Origin of the sequence: Escherichia sp. MR, assembly GCF_005280595.1 — a bacterium.
Taxonomy (GTDB): Bacteria; Pseudomonadota; Gammaproteobacteria; order Enterobacterales; family Enterobacteriaceae; genus Escherichia; species Escherichia ruysiae.
Genome location: NZ_SZVK01000066.1, coordinates 1 through 16,562 on the forward strand (window position 1 = coordinate 1; position 16,562 = coordinate 16,562).

General features: G+C 49.8%; 20 protein-coding genes. 10 read left to right on the plus strand and 10 right to left on the minus strand.

What is annotated here, in order from left to right:
* On the plus strand, nt 1-60 hold a 60-nt coding region (locus FC814_RS23660), incomplete at its 5' end, for an IS1 family transposase (RefSeq protein ID WP_071528444.1).
* Between the two features lie 24 nt (nt 61-84).
* Here the strand turns inward: FC814_RS23660 and mgtS are convergent.
* Nucleotides 85-180: a protein MgtS gene (gene mgtS / locus FC814_RS20160; RefSeq protein WP_000901364.1), complete on the minus strand. Its 96-nt coding sequence runs from the start codon at nt 178-180 to the stop codon at nt 85-87.
* Nucleotides 181-287: 107 nt separating this feature from the next.
* Entirely contained in the window at nt 288-1,259 is a 972-nt protein-coding gene (ftrA, locus tag FC814_RS20165) for a transcriptional regulator FtrA (RefSeq protein ID WP_137326378.1), read from the minus strand.
* A gap of 94 nt (nt 1,260-1,353) precedes the next feature.
* Between ftrA and FC814_RS20170 the strand changes: the two genes are divergently transcribed.
* Nucleotides 1,354-1,752, plus strand: coding sequence for a rhodanese-like domain-containing protein (locus tag FC814_RS20170; protein WP_001271098.1), 399 nt, complete (start codon nt 1,354-1,356; stop codon nt 1,750-1,752).
* A 35-nt stretch (nt 1,753-1,787) separates the two neighbouring features.
* Here FC814_RS20170 and ydeE read toward each other — a convergent pair whose 3' ends face one another.
* A complete protein-coding gene (gene ydeE, locus FC814_RS20175) occupies nt 1,788-2,975 on the minus strand; it encodes an efflux MFS transporter YdeE (RefSeq protein ID WP_105280458.1) in 1,188 nt (395 codons plus the stop codon).
* A 195-nt stretch (nt 2,976-3,170) separates the two neighbouring features.
* Between ydeE and eamA the strand changes: the two genes are divergently transcribed.
* Nucleotides 3,171-4,070 carry an O-acetylserine/cysteine exporter gene (gene eamA, locus FC814_RS20180; RefSeq protein ID WP_000087182.1) on the plus strand — a complete coding sequence of 300 codons (900 nt, stop codon included), beginning with the start codon at nt 3,171-3,173 and terminating at the stop codon, nt 4,068-4,070.
* 30 nt (nt 4,071-4,100) lie between these two features.
* Here eamA and marB read toward each other — a convergent pair whose 3' ends face one another.
* Genes marB through marR form a run of 3 tightly spaced genes read right to left on the minus strand, consistent with a single transcriptional unit; the run spans nt 4,101 to nt 5,188 of the window.
* Nucleotides 4,101-4,319 carry a multiple antibiotic resistance protein MarB gene (gene marB / locus FC814_RS20185; RefSeq protein ID WP_000803538.1) on the minus strand — a complete coding sequence of 73 codons (219 nt, stop codon included), beginning with the start codon at nt 4,317-4,319 and terminating at the stop codon, nt 4,101-4,103.
* 30 nt (nt 4,320-4,349) lie between these two features.
* The gene (marA, locus tag FC814_RS20190) at nt 4,350-4,733 is read right to left on the minus strand and encodes an MDR efflux pump AcrAB transcriptional activator MarA (RefSeq protein ID WP_000091195.1); all 384 of its coding nucleotides are present in this window, start codon (nt 4,731-4,733) and stop codon (nt 4,350-4,352) included.
* 20 nt (nt 4,734-4,753) lie between these two features.
* The gene (gene marR / locus FC814_RS20195; protein WP_000843429.1) at nt 4,754-5,188 is read right to left on the minus strand and encodes a multiple antibiotic resistance transcriptional regulator MarR; all 435 of its coding nucleotides are present in this window, start codon (nt 5,186-5,188) and stop codon (nt 4,754-4,756) included.
* A 211-nt stretch (nt 5,189-5,399) separates the two neighbouring features.
* Here marR and marC point away from each other — a divergent pair, with 211 nt between their 5' ends.
* Nucleotides 5,400-6,065, plus strand: a complete 666-nt coding sequence (gene marC / locus FC814_RS20200; protein ID WP_000885044.1) for an NAAT family transporter MarC — start codon at nt 5,400-5,402, stop codon at nt 6,063-6,065.
* A 181-nt stretch (nt 6,066-6,246) separates the two neighbouring features.
* On the opposite strand, the gene ydeA is transcribed toward marC, so the two are convergent.
* Nucleotides 6,247-7,437: an L-arabinose MFS transporter gene (gene ydeA, locus FC814_RS20205; RefSeq protein WP_137326373.1), complete on the minus strand. Its 1,191-nt coding sequence runs from the start codon at nt 7,435-7,437 to the stop codon at nt 6,247-6,249.
* 142 nt (nt 7,438-7,579) lie between these two features.
* The gene (locus FC814_RS20210; protein ID WP_105289758.1) at nt 7,580-8,440 is read right to left on the minus strand and encodes a LysR family transcriptional regulator; all 861 of its coding nucleotides are present in this window, start codon (nt 8,438-8,440) and stop codon (nt 7,580-7,582) included.
* 100 nt (nt 8,441-8,540) lie between these two features.
* Between FC814_RS20210 and sad the strand changes: the two genes are divergently transcribed.
* From sad to FC814_RS20240, 6 genes are all read left to right on the plus strand, one after another.
* A complete protein-coding gene (gene sad, locus FC814_RS20215) occupies nt 8,541-9,929 on the plus strand; it encodes a succinate-semialdehyde dehydrogenase (protein WP_137326374.1) in 1,389 nt (462 codons plus the stop codon).
* 63 nt (nt 9,930-9,992) lie between these two features.
* A complete protein-coding gene (glsB, locus tag FC814_RS20220; protein WP_137326375.1) occupies nt 9,993-10,919 on the plus strand; it encodes a glutaminase B in 927 nt (308 codons plus the stop codon).
* Complete coding sequence (locus FC814_RS20225; RefSeq protein ID WP_001191014.1) at nt 10,919-11,278, plus strand: DUF4186 domain-containing protein; 360 nt, start codon at nt 10,919-10,921, stop codon at nt 11,276-11,278. The genes glsB and FC814_RS20225 overlap by 1 nt, the downstream gene beginning before the upstream one ends.
* A 138-nt stretch (nt 11,279-11,416) precedes the next feature.
* On the plus strand, nt 11,417-12,835 hold the full coding sequence (locus tag FC814_RS20230) for a diguanylate cyclase (protein WP_137326376.1): 1,419 nt from the start codon (nt 11,417-11,419) through the stop codon (nt 12,833-12,835).
* Nucleotides 12,836-13,061: 226 nt separating this feature from the next.
* Nucleotides 13,062-14,513, plus strand: a complete 1,452-nt coding sequence (uxaB, locus tag FC814_RS20235; protein WP_137326377.1) for a tagaturonate reductase — start codon at nt 13,062-13,064, stop codon at nt 14,511-14,513.
* A gap of 196 nt (nt 14,514-14,709) precedes the next feature.
* Nucleotides 14,710-15,624 carry a bestrophin family protein gene (locus FC814_RS20240; protein WP_024212389.1) on the plus strand — a complete coding sequence of 305 codons (915 nt, stop codon included), beginning with the start codon at nt 14,710-14,712 and terminating at the stop codon, nt 15,622-15,624.
* Nucleotides 15,625-15,627: 3 nt separating this feature from the next.
* Here the strand turns inward: FC814_RS20240 and tam are convergent, their stop codons facing one another.
* Entirely contained in the window at nt 15,628-16,386 is a 759-nt protein-coding gene (gene tam / locus FC814_RS20245) for a trans-aconitate 2-methyltransferase (protein WP_105280467.1), read from the minus strand.
* A 118-nt stretch (nt 16,387-16,504) separates the two neighbouring features.
* Nucleotides 16,505-16,561, minus strand: coding sequence for an IS1 family transposase (locus tag FC814_RS23665; protein ID WP_003032489.1), 57 nt, complete (start codon nt 16,559-16,561; stop codon nt 16,505-16,507).
* Nucleotide 16,562: the final 1 nt, after the last annotated feature.

Consider the following 16,562-nt stretch of genomic DNA (forward strand, 5'->3'; position numbering starts at 1 on the left):
TCGGTGGAGCTGCATGACAAAGTCATCGGGCATTATCTGAACATAAAACACTATCAATAAGTTAGAGTCATTACCCTCCGTTCATTAGTCATCCCATTTGTGGCTGAAATACGCGGCCAGAAAGCCAGAAAATAAAATTATTCCCAGTACAGCTATAAAAACATTCATATTACCCAGCATTATTTGCCTCCGTTTATGGTGTGGTGTGTTTCCTCTCTTACCTTAATTTTCATCTCAATGAGAAAGATATTAGCAGAGGTAACCTAAACGAAGGCTGAATTAGAGGGTTAATGTGATGAGGAACGGCTGTTTTTCCGATATTGTGAAGGGGATAATAAAAAACGCTGGTGAAAATGATGACGCAGTAAAGATGAATTACCAAACCCCGTCAGATCTGCAATTTTATCGATGCTAAACGACGAATTTTGCAGATAATCTTCCACTCGTATTAATCGCTCATTGAGAAGCCAGCGGGCGGGTGTCATACCCGTTAAGGCGACAAAGCGTCTTAAAAAAGTACGTTGACTCATATTCACTCGTCCGGCGAGAGAGGCAACGGTATGCGTTTGTGCCAGATTTTGCTGTAAAAAGTCGAATAATGCGCCTAACGTATGGCTTTCACGCGGCGCAGCCATCGGGCGTGTCAGGTTTTGTGGTTGCTCACCGTGGCGATGAGGCTGAATGACCAGCCGCCGGGCGACATTATTAGCAATTTCGTGACCATAATCTTTGCGCACGATATGTAAGCACAGATCGATCCCTGCTGCGCTTCCAGCGGAGGTCATCACTTGTCCTTCATCCTGATATAACACATTGTCACTTACGTGAATTGAAGGGTAACGATGCTGGAGTTGTTCCGTGTAGCGCCAGTGGGTGGTCGCTTTTCGCTGGTGAAGAAGGCCAGCGGCGGCAAGGACAAATACGCCCGAGCATATCGAAACCAGGCGAGTACCGCGTTGATGTGCTTCGCGCAACGCCTGGCATAGCATTTCTGGTACTGTTGCATCTATACCGCGCCAGCCTGGAATAATAATCATATCGGCTTCAGTCAGTAGCTCCAGCCCGCCATCCGCAACTACGTGGATCCCGCCAGTAGCTTGCAGCGCACCGGGTTCTACCGCAGCAACAGCAAACCGATACCAGTTATCGCCCAGTTCCGGTCGCGGCAGGCCGAAGATTTCAACGGCTACACCAAATTCGAAAGTACAAAGCCCGTCATAGGCCAGTACAGTGACAAGCGGTCGTTGTACTGTTGTCATCATTTTGCTTTTTTCTGGCATATTGGAAGGCGGTCAGTGAAAGGTTGATTGGTTACATTATTGTTAACACAACAACCCAAAAGGAAAAAGCAATATGCGTTATGTCACTGAATTTACCGCAGCGAAACCGGACGTTGCCGAAGCGCATTTTCTCATGCGTTTGAGTGTCGAAACGGATTGCGCAGATGTTCATGACTCGCTGGCCTACATTGGCGATGATTTCGTTTTGCTGCATGTGGTCGGACGTGAAGAGGATTTCGCTCATCGGCATATCCCAGGCGCAATTCATCTGCCCCATAAGCAAATGACCGAAGAGAGAATGGCTCAATGGCCGGAAGATACTCTGTTTGTGGTGTATTGCGCGGGGCCACATTGTAACGGCGCAGACCGCGCGGCACTCAAACTGGCTCGGTTAGGAAGGCCAGTTAAAATCATGATCGGCGGGGTAACCGGCTGGGAAGATGAAGGCTACGCCTTTGCAACAGGAAAATAATGAGTCAAGCCGTGCCGTTAAGGCACGGCAGAGAGTCAACAAAGAACCGGCTGCCCCCAGGGTCTTGCGTGAATGCCTTTTAACATCAGCACCCATGCAGCAATGATCGCCAACGCTAAGATGACAAACAGCGAGGACGGCGGCAGGCGGGTGAGCACGACGCCACTCACTAATGGGTTAATCGCTGCACCAAGCCAGCCTAAAGACTGGGCGGAAAAATAGCTGGCTTTCATCCCTGGCGGTGCAATATGGTCAATCAACATATATTCACCAGGGGCATAAATGATTTCGCCAAGAGTAAACACGGCGGCTGAAATTCCCCAAAGTAGCAGGCTGTTGCCCGAAAAGATAAACCCGACCAGACCGATGACAAAGCAGAGAGTGCCGACCGTCATTAGCACGCGGATGTTGCTCGGATTAATGCGCCGGCCCACGGAATATTGCAACGTAACCACCATCGCAGCATTAACCGGAAGAACAACCGCAACCACCTTTTCGGCAAAATCACCATCAGCAATCACCATCACGTATTGTGAAATGCACGAGGCAAACGCTCCGCTCACGAAAGAGGCCAGAAAGGCTGAGCAGGTGAACCACAGCAGAGCTTTATCCTGTAACAAAACCTTTGGAGACCAGACGCTGCCTGTCTCTGTGGCGATGATTTTCTCGCTGCGTTTCACCCAAATTTGAATGAAAAGCACAGGAAACGCAGAACAGATGGCTGCCAGCCAAAAGGGCAGATTGATACTTTGCATCACCAACAGCGTGCCGAGCGGTGGGCCGATGGTCCAGCCAATGTTGAGCATGGTGTAGTTGATCGAGAAGATCTTCGTTTTACTGGCGGAGGAAAGATTATCGGCAAACCAGGCCTTCAACACGGTAGCAAAAACGGAATACGCGCAGTTGATGAGCGCGAAGAACAGCACCACAAGCGTCACGTTGTCCACCAGGGGAATGGCGATAAAGCCGCTGGCGAAGGCGGTAATTGCCAGTAACATATAACGTTTCTTGTCAAACTTATCCGCCAGAATGCCAAATCCGAGGCTGAAAACGACGCCGATAGTGAGCGCAATTGTCATCGCATAACCAATCAAATCGACACCCAGACCGTACTGGCGACTCAAATAAATAGTCATAAACGGCAGCGTAGCGCCGCGTCCGATGGTTAATAACAACGACGAGGCAAGAAGGGCGCTGGTAGAGCGTCGCAGAGATAAGTTCATTTGGCTGTCCGGCAGTGCGTTTCGTTATGTTTTGTTTTAGAGATGTAAAGAAATAGCATGGCAAAAATCCGAAGTATAGCGACTTATTTGCGCATTAATGCCGTCGTAAACGGTGACTAACGAATCAACTGTTAAAAAAAAGTAAATTCCGCTAAGTTGATTGCTTACAAAAGATGAAAATTCAGGGGCGGTAGAATGTCGCGAAAAGATGGGTTGTTGGCGCTACTGGTAGTGGTTGTGTGGGGGCTTAATTTTGTGGTCATCAAAGTGGGGCTTCATAATATGCCACCGCTGATGTTGGCCGGTTTGCGCTTTATGCTGGTGGCTTTCCCGGCAATCTTTTTTATCGCACGACCGAAAGTACCGCTGAATTTGCTACTGGGGTATGGTTTAACCATCAGTTTTGCGCAGTTTGCCTTTCTCTTCTGCGCCATTAACTTCGGTATGCCAGCAGGTCTGGCCTCGCTGGTTTTACAGGCACAGGCGTTTTTTACGATTGTCCTCGGCGCGTTTACTTTCGGTGAACGACTACATGGCAAGCAACTGGCGGGGATCGCCTTAGCGATATTTGGCGTGCTGGTGTTGATTGAAGGTAGCCTGAACGGTCAGCATGTGGCGATGCTCGGTTTTATGCTGACCCTGGCGGCAGCATTTAGCTGGGCGTGTGGCAACATCTTCAATAAAAAGATCATGTCGCACTCATCGCGCCCGGCAGTGATGTCGCTGGTAGTGTGGAGCGCATTGATCCCGATTCTCCCGTTCTTTGTCGCCTCGCTCATTCTCGATGGTTCCGCAACAATGATTCACAGCCTGGTCACTATCGACGTGACCACCATTTTGTCTCTGATGTATCTGGCGTTTGTGGCGACGATTGTCGGCTATGGGCTCTGGGGGACGCTGCTTGGGCGTTATGAAACCTGGCGCGTGGCACCGTTATCGTTACTTGTCCCGGTAGTCGGTCTGGCAAGTGCGGCGTTATTGTTAGATGAACGATTAACGGGTCTGCAATTTTTCGGTGCGGTGCTGATAATGGGTGGGCTGTATATCAATGTGTTTGGTTTGCGGTGGCGTAAAGCGGTGAAGGTGAGAAGTTAATAAGCCCCGATATGTCGGGGCCAGAATTAACTACATGGCGTGTTGATTATAATAGGGCACGCCCAGCGCATCCGACTTATCACTGCCTGTACCCATGTGATTTAAATCGAATGGTGGTTGTTCCTGCGATGGGGGAACAATCACTTCATCACCACAGGGAATAACCGTCGGCTGCGTGGTTTGTTCCGCAAAGCCTTGCGCAGAAAAGACAATAAGCGCGGTTATCATTGCGGATAAAAGTGGTTTCATGATTGCCTCAGTGACGTTGTCACGTTTCAACTAGCTATTGTAATGATTTAATGGATGTAAAAAGCGCGATTCGCCCTGAATATTAGCCATCCGGTATTTATGCGGCGGAACATCAAAGTAGTTTTTGAAGGTTCGGGTCAGCGTTTGCTGGGACTCGAAACCATAACGTTCTGCCAGATAGAGTATCGGCTCGTTGCTTTCTTTCAGCTTTTGCGCGATTTCTGTCATCTTACGGCTGCGGATATATTGACCTAATGAATGGCCGGTTTCTTTTTTAAACATCCGTTGCAGGTGCCATTTGGAGTAACCCGAACGCTCTGACACTTTCTCCAGTGACAGTGGCGATTCCAGGTTGTCCTCGATCCAGTCCAAAATGCTATGAATGGTAATAGCGTCAGTGTTGCGTCTGGACATCGTCATACCTCTTTTTTTGTTTACGGCAGGACTTTCTTAAGCAAATGCTCAAGCGTTGCCACTTCGTCCGCCGTCAGGTTTTTTGTTAATTCTTGATGCAGATCCTGGCCAACTAATTGATGGCATTGTTCACATATTGTTGCGCCGCTGGCGGTGAGTTTTACCAGCACGCCGCGCTTGTCATTCGGGTTTGGCAACCGTTCCACCCAGCCTTTACAGACCAGGCGATCCAGCATACGGGTCAGTGCCCCCAGGTCGACCGACAACACTTTTTTCAGTTCAACCGGCGTAATGCACGCTGCGCAGCGGATAGAGCAGAGCACCTTAAACTGTGCCGCAGTGATATCCAGCGGAGACAGATAATCGTTAAGCAGACGGTCTTTCTTCTGATTAACCATATAGATTAAGCGACCCAAGGGGATGATTTCATTGAACAGGTCGCTGGTACTTTTCACATTGGTTGCCCTGGCAAGTAATTAGTTACAGGGGATAATATTGCCCAGGCAAGTATAAGTCAAATGAATGAATTGTCTGATGCCACGTTTTGCTAAATCGGTTCAAGTTTTGGTCAGTGCTATGCAAGATTAGTTAAAGAGTGAAACTTTCTCTTTGTTTTCCCTTTATACTTTTCGCTGATGACTCAGACACACAGGATAACAACCACCAATGTTAGATTTGTTTAAAGCAATTAGTCTGGGGCTGGTGGTGTTGCTGCCGTTAGCCAACCCATTAACGACAGTCGCGTTATTTCTTGGCCTGGCGGGCAACATGAACAGCGCCGAACGTAACCGCCAGTCGTTGATGGCCTCGGTATACGTATTTGCCATCATGATGGTGGCGTATTACGCCGGGCAACTGGTGATGGATACGTTCGGCATTTCGATTCCCGGTCTACGTATTGCTGGGGGGTTAATTGTTGCATTTATCGGTTTCCGTATGCTCTTTCCCCAGCAAAAGGCAACGGATTCACCGGAAGCAAAAAGCAAATCGGAAGAGCTGGAAGATGAACCCAGCGCCAATATTGCTTTTGTGCCACTGGCAATGCCAAGTACCGCCGGACCGGGAACCATTGCGATGATCATTAGCTCGGCGTCAACGGTGCGTCAGAGTTCAACCTTCGCGGACTGGGTGCTGATGGTTGCGCCGCCGCTGATCTTTTTCCTGGTGGCGGTCATTTTGTGGGGAAGTCTACGTAGCTCTGGTGCCATTATGCGGCTGGTGGGGAAAGGGGGAATTGAAGCGATCTCCCGCTTGATGGGCTTCTTGCTGGTTTGTATGGGCGTGCAATTTATTATTAACGGCATCCTGGAAATTATTAAAACTTACCATTAAAAAAGACCCAAATGGGTCTGAGCAGATGACAAACGCAACATTGCCTATGCGCTACGTTTATCAGGTCTACGTAATCTCTGCAATGTATTGAGTTGTAGGCCGGCTAAGGCGTTCCCGCCGCATCCGGCATAAACAAAGCGCACGTTGTCAATAATCTGAAAGGCTCGTTCGTGCATGGAAGCTATTGCGTCTGTTCTTCAAGTGCCACAGGCCAGCGGCGGAATATGATGATTGACCATATCAACGCGGCGAGTGCCGGAACTGCCCCCACATAACCAATCATCGACATCGACCAGTGCAGACTTACCTGATTGCCCACCAGTGCTCCGGCGCCAATGCCAATATTAAATATCCCGGAAAAGAGCGCCATCGCAACGTCGGTGGCATCTGGTGCCAGCGCCAGTACTTTAACCTGCATCCCAAGTCCGATGATCATCATCGCGATCCCCCAGAAAATGCTCAGCACGCCGAGGTGTATCTGGCTACTTGCCGAAGGCAACAGTAGTGCCAGGCACACCAGCAATAGCGCAATCGCCGCACTGACCAGCACAGATGCGTGCTGATTACCCAGCTTACCGAAAATGACGCTACCAATGATGCCCGCACCACCGAGCATCAACAGCAATGCTGTGGCAAAGTTGGCGCTGAACCCCGCAACGTTTTGCACAAAAGGTTCAATATAGCTGTATGCCGTGTAATGGGCGGTGACCACGACTACCGTCAGCAAATAAATGCTCATCAATGCCGGGCGACGAAACAGCAGCGGAAGACTTTTTAACGAACCAGAGTGCTCACTGGGCAGCAATGGAAGTAATTTGATCAGGCACAAAAGGGTGATAAGCGCCCCGATACCAATCGCGAAGAAGGTTGTTCGCCAGCCGAAATACTGCCCCACAATGCGCCCGATAGGTAAACCTAATACCATCGCCAGTGCTGTGCCGGTGGCAATTAAACTCAATGCCTGCGCTCGCTTTCCGGCTGGCGCCATACGGATTGCCAGAGACGCCGTAATCGACCAGAAAATAGCATGGGCGAAAGCCACACCAATGCGACTGATTACCAGAACGGTAAAGCTCCACGATAAAAACGACAGTATGTGGCTGGCGATAAACACCACAAACAGACAGATCAGCAATTTGCGGCGTTCGACCTGACTGGTCATTAGCATAAAAGGCAGTGACAATAGCGCCACTACCCACGCATAAATGGTCAACATGATACCGACTTGTGCGGTTTGCATATGAAAGCTTTGCGCAATATCAGAAAGCAAACCTACAGGCACAAATTCGGTGGTATTGAAGATGAAGGCGGCAACGGCCAGCGTAACGACCCGTAGCCACGCCACTTTGCGGGAAACCATATTTGTTGTCATAACCGATTATCGGATGAGTTGCGAAAAGGTAATGAAATGATCTTAAAACGGTTAATGATCTGAATACAACGGTTTTGTGATCTATGTCGCGTTTCGCCGATTCATGCTGTATCAACGGCAGCGTGAGTAGCCGGTACAACATTTAGTCTGGTACATCCAGCAGTTCAATAAACGCCTCAAGCGGGCGCGTTTTCGCACCGCGACGCCAGACCAGCCAGGTTGTTAACCAACGCCATTGCTCAGCCAACGGCCATGCTTCAACCTGGTGATGCCCCGGCATACTTTCCAGCATAGAACGAGGGATAAGCGCAATGCCCGCACCCGCGACCACACAGGCCAGCATCCCGTGATACGACTCCATCTCATGAATAGTCCCCGGTGCGGCACCGTCAGCATGAAACCAGCTCTCAAAATGACGGCGATACGAACAATTGGCGCGAAAGGCATAGATGTTGTAACCATTAACCTGACTGGCACGGGTAACTGGCACATGTCCTTGCGGCGTGACGATCATCAGCTCCTCACGATACACCGGTATCCCGTCGATGGCGGTATGGTTAATCGGCCCATCAATAAATGCCGCATTCAGTTTTCCTTCCAGTACGCCGTCCAGCATCGTGCCGGAAGGGCCGGTGGAAAGTGAAAACTGAATTTTGGGGTAACGACGGTTAAATTCTGCCAGCGTTGCCGGAATACGCACTGCGGCGGTGCTTTCCAGCGATCCGAGAGAAAACAGACCTTGTGGCTCATCGCCAGCCACGACATTTCTCGCCTCATCCACCAACGCGAGAATTTGTTGGCTGTAGCGTAAAAAGTTATGCCCGGCGGGAGAAAGCCGTAAACGCTGATTTTCGCGGATAAACAGCTCAACACCGAGCTCTGTTTCCAGTTGACGTATACGAGTCGTGAGATTCGACGGCACACGATGTACTTTAGCCGCAGCCTGGGTAATGCTGCCTGCCTCGGCAACTGCGTTGAACATCTCCAGTTGAGTCAGATCCATAGCATTCTCGATTTGTGAATAAGTGGCTTAATATTATTCATTTTCAAACAAGAGTAAATCTACGTATCTTCAAACCATAACTCATAAAGGAGATACCCCAATGACCATCACTCCGGCGACCCATGCCATTTCGATAAATCCAGCCAATGGTGAACAACTGTCCTCACTGCCCTGGACAGGCGCTGACGATATTGAAAACGCTCTTCAGCTTGCAGTGGAAGGTTTTCGCGGCTGGCGCGAGACAAGCGTAGATTACCGGGCGGAAAAACTGCGAGATATCGGTAAAGCTCTGCGTACTCGCAGCGAAGAGATAGCGCAAATGATCACCCGCGAAATGGGTAAACCCATCAAGCAGGCACGTGCCGAAGTGGTGAAATCGGCGAATTTGTGTGACTGGTATGCAGAACATGGCCCGTCAATGCTGAAAGCAGAGCCAACGCTGGTTGAGAATCAGCAGGCGGTTATTGAGTATCGACCAATGGGGACGATTCTGGCAGTTATGCCGTGGAACTTTCCTTTATGGCAAGTGATGCGCGGCGCTGTTCCCATCATTCTTGCAGGTAACGGCTACTTACTTAAGCACGCGCCGAATGTGACGGGCTGTGCTCAGCTAATTGCCCTGGTGTTTAAAGACGCGGGTATCCCTCAGGGCGTATATGGCTGGCTAAATGCCGATAACGATGGTGTCAGTCAGATGATTAAAGATCCACGTATTGCGGCAGTCACCGTGACCGGGAGTGTTCGTGCGGGAGCGGCTATTGGTGCACAGGCTGGTGCGGCACTGAAAAAATGCGTACTGGAGCTGGGCGGTTCAGATCCGTTTATTGTGCTTAACGATGCCGATCTGGAACTGGCGGTTAAAGCGGCGGTTGCCGGGCGTTACCAGAATACCGGACAGGTTTGCGCGGCGGCAAAACGCTTTATCATCGAAGAGGGGATTGCTTCGGCATTTACCGAACGTTTTGTGGCAGCTGCGGCAGCGTTGAAAATGGGCGATCCCCGTGACGAAGAGAACTATCTTGGTCCGATGGCACGTTTTGACTTGCGTGATGAGTTGCATCATCAGGTGGAAAAAACCCTGGCGCAGGGCGCACGTTTGTTACTGGGCGGGGAAAAGATGGCTGGGGCAGGTAACTACTATCCGCCAACGGTTCTGGCAAATGTCACCCCAGAAATGACCGCGTTTCGTGAAGAAATGTTTGGCCCCGTTGCGGCAATCACCGTAGCGAGAGATGCAGAACATGCGCTGGAACTGGCGAATGACAGTGAGTTCGGCCTTTCAGCGACGATCTTTACCGCTGACGAAACACGAGCCAGACAGATGGCGGCACGTCTGGAATGCGGCGGCGTGTTTATCAATGGTTTCTGCGCCAGCGACGCACGGGTCGCTTTTGGCGGTGTGAAGAAGAGCGGTTTTGGGCGTGAACTTTCTCATTTCGGCTTACATGAGTTCTGTAATATCCAGACGGTGTGGAAAGACCGGATCTGACGTCACATATTTAGCTCTGTTATACTCGCAGGTCTTTTCAGACCTGCGAGCAAGGAGCAGAGAGTGGCAGTCGCCATGGATAATGCAATTTTAGAAAATATCTTGCGGCAAGTACGTCCGCTAATTGGTCAGGGTAAAGTCGCTGATTATATTCCGGCACTGGCAACCGTCGATGGTTCCCGTCTGGGGATTGCTATCTGTACCGTTGATGGGCAGCTTTTCCAGGCCGGAGACGCGCAAGAACGTTTTTCTATTCAGTCTATTTCCAAAGTGCTCAGTCTCGTTGTTGCTATGCGTCATTACTCCGAAGAAGAAATCTGGCAACGCGTCGGCAAAGATCCGTCGGGATCTCCGTTCAATTCCTTAGTGCAACTGGAAATGGAGCAGGGCATTCCGCGTAATCCGTTTATTAATGCCGGTGCGCTGGTGGTCTGCGATATGTTGCAAGGGCGATTAAGCGCACCACGGCAACGTATGCTGGAAGTCGTGCGTGGCTTAAGCGGCGTGTCTGATATTGCCTACGATACGGTGGTTGCCCGCTCCGAGTTTGAACATTCCGCGCGAAATGCGGCTATTGCCTGGCTGATGAAGTCGTTTGGCAATTTCCATCATGATGTGACAACCGTTCTGCAAAACTACTTTCATTACTGTGCACTGAAAATGAGCTGCGTTGAGCTGGCGCGGACGTTTGTTTTTCTGGCAAATCAGGGAAAGACTATTCATATCGATGAGCCCGTAGTGACGCCGATGCAGGCGCGGCAAATTAACGCGTTGATGGCGACCAGTGGAATGTATCAAAACGCGGGTGAATTCGCCTGGCGGGTAGGGCTTCCGGCAAAATCTGGTGTTGGCGGCGGTATTGTTGCGATCGTCCCGCATGAAATGGCCATCGCGGTATGGAGCCCGGAGCTGGATGACGCAGGTAACTCTCTTGCCGGTATTGCAGTACTTGAACAATTAACGAAACAGTTAGGACGCTCGGTTTATTAATGCAGTCACTTGATCCACTCTTCGCGCGTTTAGCCCGTTCAAAATTTCGCTCTCGCTTTCGTCTGGGCGTCAAGGAGCGTCAGTATTGTCTGGAGAAGGGCGCGCCGGTTATTGAACAACATGCGGCAGATTTTGTCGCTAAGCGTCTTGCGCCGGCATTACCGGCGAACGACGGGAAGCAAACCCCCATGCGCGGGCATCCGGTGTTTATCGCTCAACACGCCACCGCGACCTGCTGCCGTGGCTGTCTGGCTAAGTGGCATAACATTCCGCAGGGTGTTTCGTTAAGTGAGGAACAACAACGTTATATCGTGACGGTTATCTATCACTGGCTGGTTATTCAGATGAATCAGCCATAAGAATGGTGGTAAAAGCCAAAAGATCATCTGATTGATATCTTTCTTTGTCGCCGCTGTCAGCGAACATGCTATCCTTTATGAGAATTTACTTATTGCGTTGAGATAATTGCCACTCGCAATTGTATGGACAGATAATTAATGCATGTACACCCCATATCCACTTTCCGTTTGTTCCAGGAAGGTCATCTACTACGTAATAGCATTGCAATTTTTGCGCTAACGACGCTGTTCTATTTTATAGGTGCAGAGCTACGCCTGGTTCACGAACTTTCTCTTTTCTGGCCGCTGAATGGCGTGATGGCTGGGGTATTTGCCCGCTACGTCTGGCTTAATCGTCTGCATTACTATGCCATCTGTTACGTGGTAATGCTGGTTTATGATGCCATGACCACCGAATGGGGGCTGGTTTCACTGGTTATCAATTTATCCAATATGATGTTTATCGTAACTGTCGCCCTACTGGTTATGCGGGATAAGCGTCTGGGGAAAAATAAGTACGAGCCAGTAAGCGCATTACGGTTATTTAATTATTGTCTGATTGCCGCTTTATTATGTGCCATCGTCGGGGCGATTGGTTCGGTTAGTATTGATAGCCTGGATTTCTGGCCTTTGCTTGCTGACTGGTTTAGTGAACAATTCTCAACAGGCGTGTTGATTGTGCCTTGTATGCTGACGCTGGCAATTCCTGGGGTATTGCCGCGCTTTAAAGCAGAGCAGATGATGCCAGCCATTGCGCTTATTGTGTCGGTTATTGCCTCGGTCGTCATTGGCGGAGCGGGGAGTCTGGCGTTCCCGCTGCCTGCATTAATCTGGTGTGCAGTGCGCTATACGCCACAGGTGACGTGTCTGCTGACTTTTATCACCGGAGCAGTGGAGATCGTACTGGTAGCAAATTCGGTAATTGATATCGCCGTCGGTTCGCCGTTCTTTATTCCGCAGATGTTTTCCGCGCGTCTGGGCATTGCCACGATGGCGATTTGCCCAATTATGGTTTCCTTTAGCGTGGCAGCGATTAATTCGCTAATGAAGCAAGTTGCGCTGCGAGCCGACTTTGATTTTCTGACTCAGGTTTACTCACGATCCGGTCTTTATGAGGCGCTGAAAAGTCCATCTCTGCAACAGACACAACATCTGACCGTCATGTTGCTTGATATCGACTATTTCAAAAGCATTAACGATAACTATGGTCATGAGTGTGGCGATAAAGTGTTAAGCGTGTTTGCCCAGCATATTCAGAAAATTGTCGGCGATAAGGGGCTGGTGGCGAGAATGGGAGGCGAAGAGTTTGCCGTAGCCGTGCCATCAATGAATCCCGTTGATGGTCTGCTGATGGCGGAGAAAATTCGTAAAGGTGTTGAACTACAACCGTTTACCTGGCAACAAAAGACGCTTTATCTGACGGTTAGCATCGGCGTCGGTAGTGGGGATGCTTCATACCGCACACTAACCGATGACTTCAATAAATTGATGGTCGAAGCTGATACGTGTCTCTATCGGTCGAAGAAAGACGGGCGTAACCGCACCAGTACCATGCGTTATGGTGAGGAAGTTGTCTGACAGCTTTGTTATTTTGTCACAGTTTTAGCGTAATGTGTTCTACCATTCTGTCGACTGGAGAAAGAGAAAAATCCTCGATGGAACCATGATCTGTGCCACATTTTTATCTTAAACCTGCTAATTAATCATCACGAGTTGATCAAAACAGGGGTTCAATGTATTAAAGTTTGCTAACCTGTCGTACCAATTCAAGCAGGTTGTATGACTAATCAAAAGGGAACCCATTGTGAAAACACTAAATCGTCGCGATTTTCCCGGTGCACAGTATCCAGAACGAATCATTCAGTTTGGTGAAGGTAACTTTCTGCGCGCCTTTGTTGACTGGCAAATTGATCTCCTGAATGAACACACCGACCTGAATTCTGGCGTGGTCGTTGTTCGTCCGATTGAAACTTCATTCCCGCCGTCACTGAGCACGCAGGATGGGCTGTATACCACCATTATTCGTGGCCTGAATGAGAAGGGAGAAGCGGTCAGCGATGCGCGTCTGATTCGTTCTGTAAACCGTGAAATCAGCGTCTACGGTGACTACGATGAATTCCTGAAACTTGCACATAATCCGGAAATGCGCTTCGTCTTTTCCAACACCACAGAAGCGGGTATTAGCTATCATGCGGGCGACAAATTTGATGATGCGCCAGCAGTAAGCTATCCGGCAAAACTGACGCGTCTGCTGTTCGAACGTTTCAGCCATTTCAACGGCGCGCTGGACAAAGGTTGGATCATCATTCCGTGTGAGCTGATCGACTACAACGGCGACGCGTTGCGTGAACTGATGCTGCGCTACGCACAAGAATGGGCACTGCCCGAAGCATTTATTCAATGGCTGGATCAGGCTAACAGTTTCTGTTCTACGCTGGTGGACCGCATCGTTACCGGTTATCCGCGTGATGAAGTGGCTAAACTGGAAGCTGAACTCGGCTATCACGATGGTTTCCTCGACACCGCTGAACACTTTTACCTGTTTGTGATTCAGGGACCGAAATCCTTAGCGACTGAACTGCGTCTGGATAAATATCCGCTTAACGTGCTGATTGTTGACGATATTAAACCGTATAAAGAGCGCAAAGTAGCAATCCTTAATGGCGCACACACCGCGCTGGTGCCGGTGGCGTTCCAGGCAGGGCTGGATACCGTCGGCGAAGCGATGAACGATGCTGAAATTTGCGCATTCGTTGAAAAAGCCATTTACGAAGAGATTATTCCGGTGCTGGATCTGCCACGTGATGAACTGGAATCTTTCGCCAGCGCCGTTACCGGGCGTTTCCGTAACCCGTACATTAAGCATCAGCTGCTGTCTATCGCGCTCAACGGTATGACCAAGTTCCGCACCCGCATCCTGCCGCAGTTGCTGGCAGGGCAGAAGGAAAACGGCACACTTCCGGCGCGCCTCACTTTCGCATTAGCGGCATTGATTGCGTTCTATCGCGGAGAGCGTAACGGAGAAACGTATCCGGTACAGGACGATGCCCACTGGCTGGAACGTTACCAGCAACTCTGGAGCCAGCATCGTGACCGCGTTATCGGCACCCAGGAACTGGTTGCGATTGTGTTAGCAGAAAAAGACCACTGGGTGCAAGACCTGACGCAAGTACCTGGTCTGGTTGAGCAGGTTGCTAATGACCTGGATGCGATTCTCGAAAAAGGAATGCGCGAAGCTGTACGTCCGTTGTGCTAATACTCTGAACCCGGTTTCGACCGGGTTTCTTATTTGATTATATTAGTTACAACATCCTATGTGCCTTTATCATTAACAGGTGCCACATGCAGCACCTGTTAATGTTGTAAGCTTGTAGGTAATTTGTAAGTAGTATCTTGAGAATGTGATCGGAATCACGTTTAATAGTGCGACTTTCCCACGCCTGAAGATAATCATGATTGTTCGTCCACAACAACACTGGCTGCGCCGTATTTTTGTCTGGCACGGTTCAGTATTATCCAAGATATCCTCGCGCTTACTACTCAATTTTCTCTTTTCTATCGCTGTTATTTTCATGCTGCCCTGGTACACGCATTTGGGCATCAAATTCACCCTCGCACCGTTCAGCATTCTCGGTGTGGCCATCGCCATCTTTCTGGGTTTTCGTAATAACGCAGGTTATGCCCGTTATGTCGAAGCGCGCAAACTTTGGGGGCAGTTGATGATTGCCTCACGGTCGTTACTGCGTGAGGTAAAAACGACATTACCTGATTCGGCAAGTGTAAAGGAGTTTGCCCGGCTACAAATCGCCTTCGCCCACTGTTTACGCATGACATTACGCAAACAGCCACAGGCGGGAGTGCTGGCACATTATCTTAATACTGGAGATCTTCAGCGAGTACTGGCTTCCAACTCTCCAGCTAACCGTATTTTATTGATAATGGGTGAGTGGTTGGCCGTTCAGCGGCGAAACGGGCTACTTTCTGACATTCTGTTTATTAGTCTGAACGATCGTCTTAATGATATTTCTGCGGTACTGGCAGGGTGCGAGCGTATTGCATATACACCAATTCCCTTTGCTTACACCCTGATTTTGCATCGCACCGTTTATCTTTTTTGCATTATGCTACCGTTTGCCCTTGTGGTGGATCTGCATTACATGACGCCTTTTATCTCAGTGCTAATTTCCTACACCTTTATTTCGCTGGATTGTCTGGCGGAAGAGCTGGAAGATCCGTTCGGTACTGAAAACAATGATTTACCGTTGGATGCCATCTGCAACGCTATTGAAATTGACCTGTTACAGATGAACGACGAAACAGAAATTCCGCCGAAGATTCTTCCCGATCGCCATTACCAGCTGACGTAATAATTACTCCGTGCGCCGGGCAACAATAAACAGACGCGGAAATGCCAACAGTATCTGCCCGTTCTCCTGCAGTGGATACTGTTCTTCCAGCATCTGATGGTAGCGCGTAAGAAAATGCTGCTGCTCACTCTCCGTCAGATCCTGCAACCATGGGCGTAATCCGGTGGCTGTCACCCAGTCAATAATCGCCTGGTGCGACGGCATCTGGTGATAGTAGGTGGTGCGCCAGATATCAACCTCACATCCGGCTTCGCTCAGAATATCGTAGTAAGCATGAACGCCTGCCAGCGGTTCGCGTCCACGATCCGGATAATGCTGCTCCCAGGCGACTTCGCGCATTAACACATGCGTCGGCTCCAGCCAGTTGTCCGGCATTTGCACCGCCAGCACGCCATGCGGATTGAGTAACGATACCAGATGCGGAAACAGTTCATAGTGTTCGGGCAGCCATTGCAGCGAGGCATTGGCGAAAATCAGATCGAGTGCATGGTTAGGTTGCCAATTGCGGATGTCTGCTTCCACAAACTGACATTCTGGTAAAATTGCGCGCGCTTCGGCAATCATCGCCGGAGACGAATCAATGCCGGTAATTTTAGCCGTTGGCCAGCGTTGATGTAGCAGGGCGGTGCTATTGCCTGGGCCACAGCCAAGATCGGCTATTTCCCAGGCGTTTTCCAGAGGGACTCTGGCAAGCAGTTCTACTGCCGGTCGTGACCGTTCGGCGTTGAAGTGCAGATATAAAGAGGGATTCCAGTCAGCCATTTTTTTACTCCCGTCAGCGCATTATCCCAAGTGTAGATAAAACTGATGGATTCGCCTCACGTCATCAATCCATTGAACACGCGCTTTGTACGTGGCCTACGTGGGTAATGACTCCAACTTATTGATAGTGTTTTATGTTCAGATAATGCCCGATGACTTTGTCATGCAGCTCCACC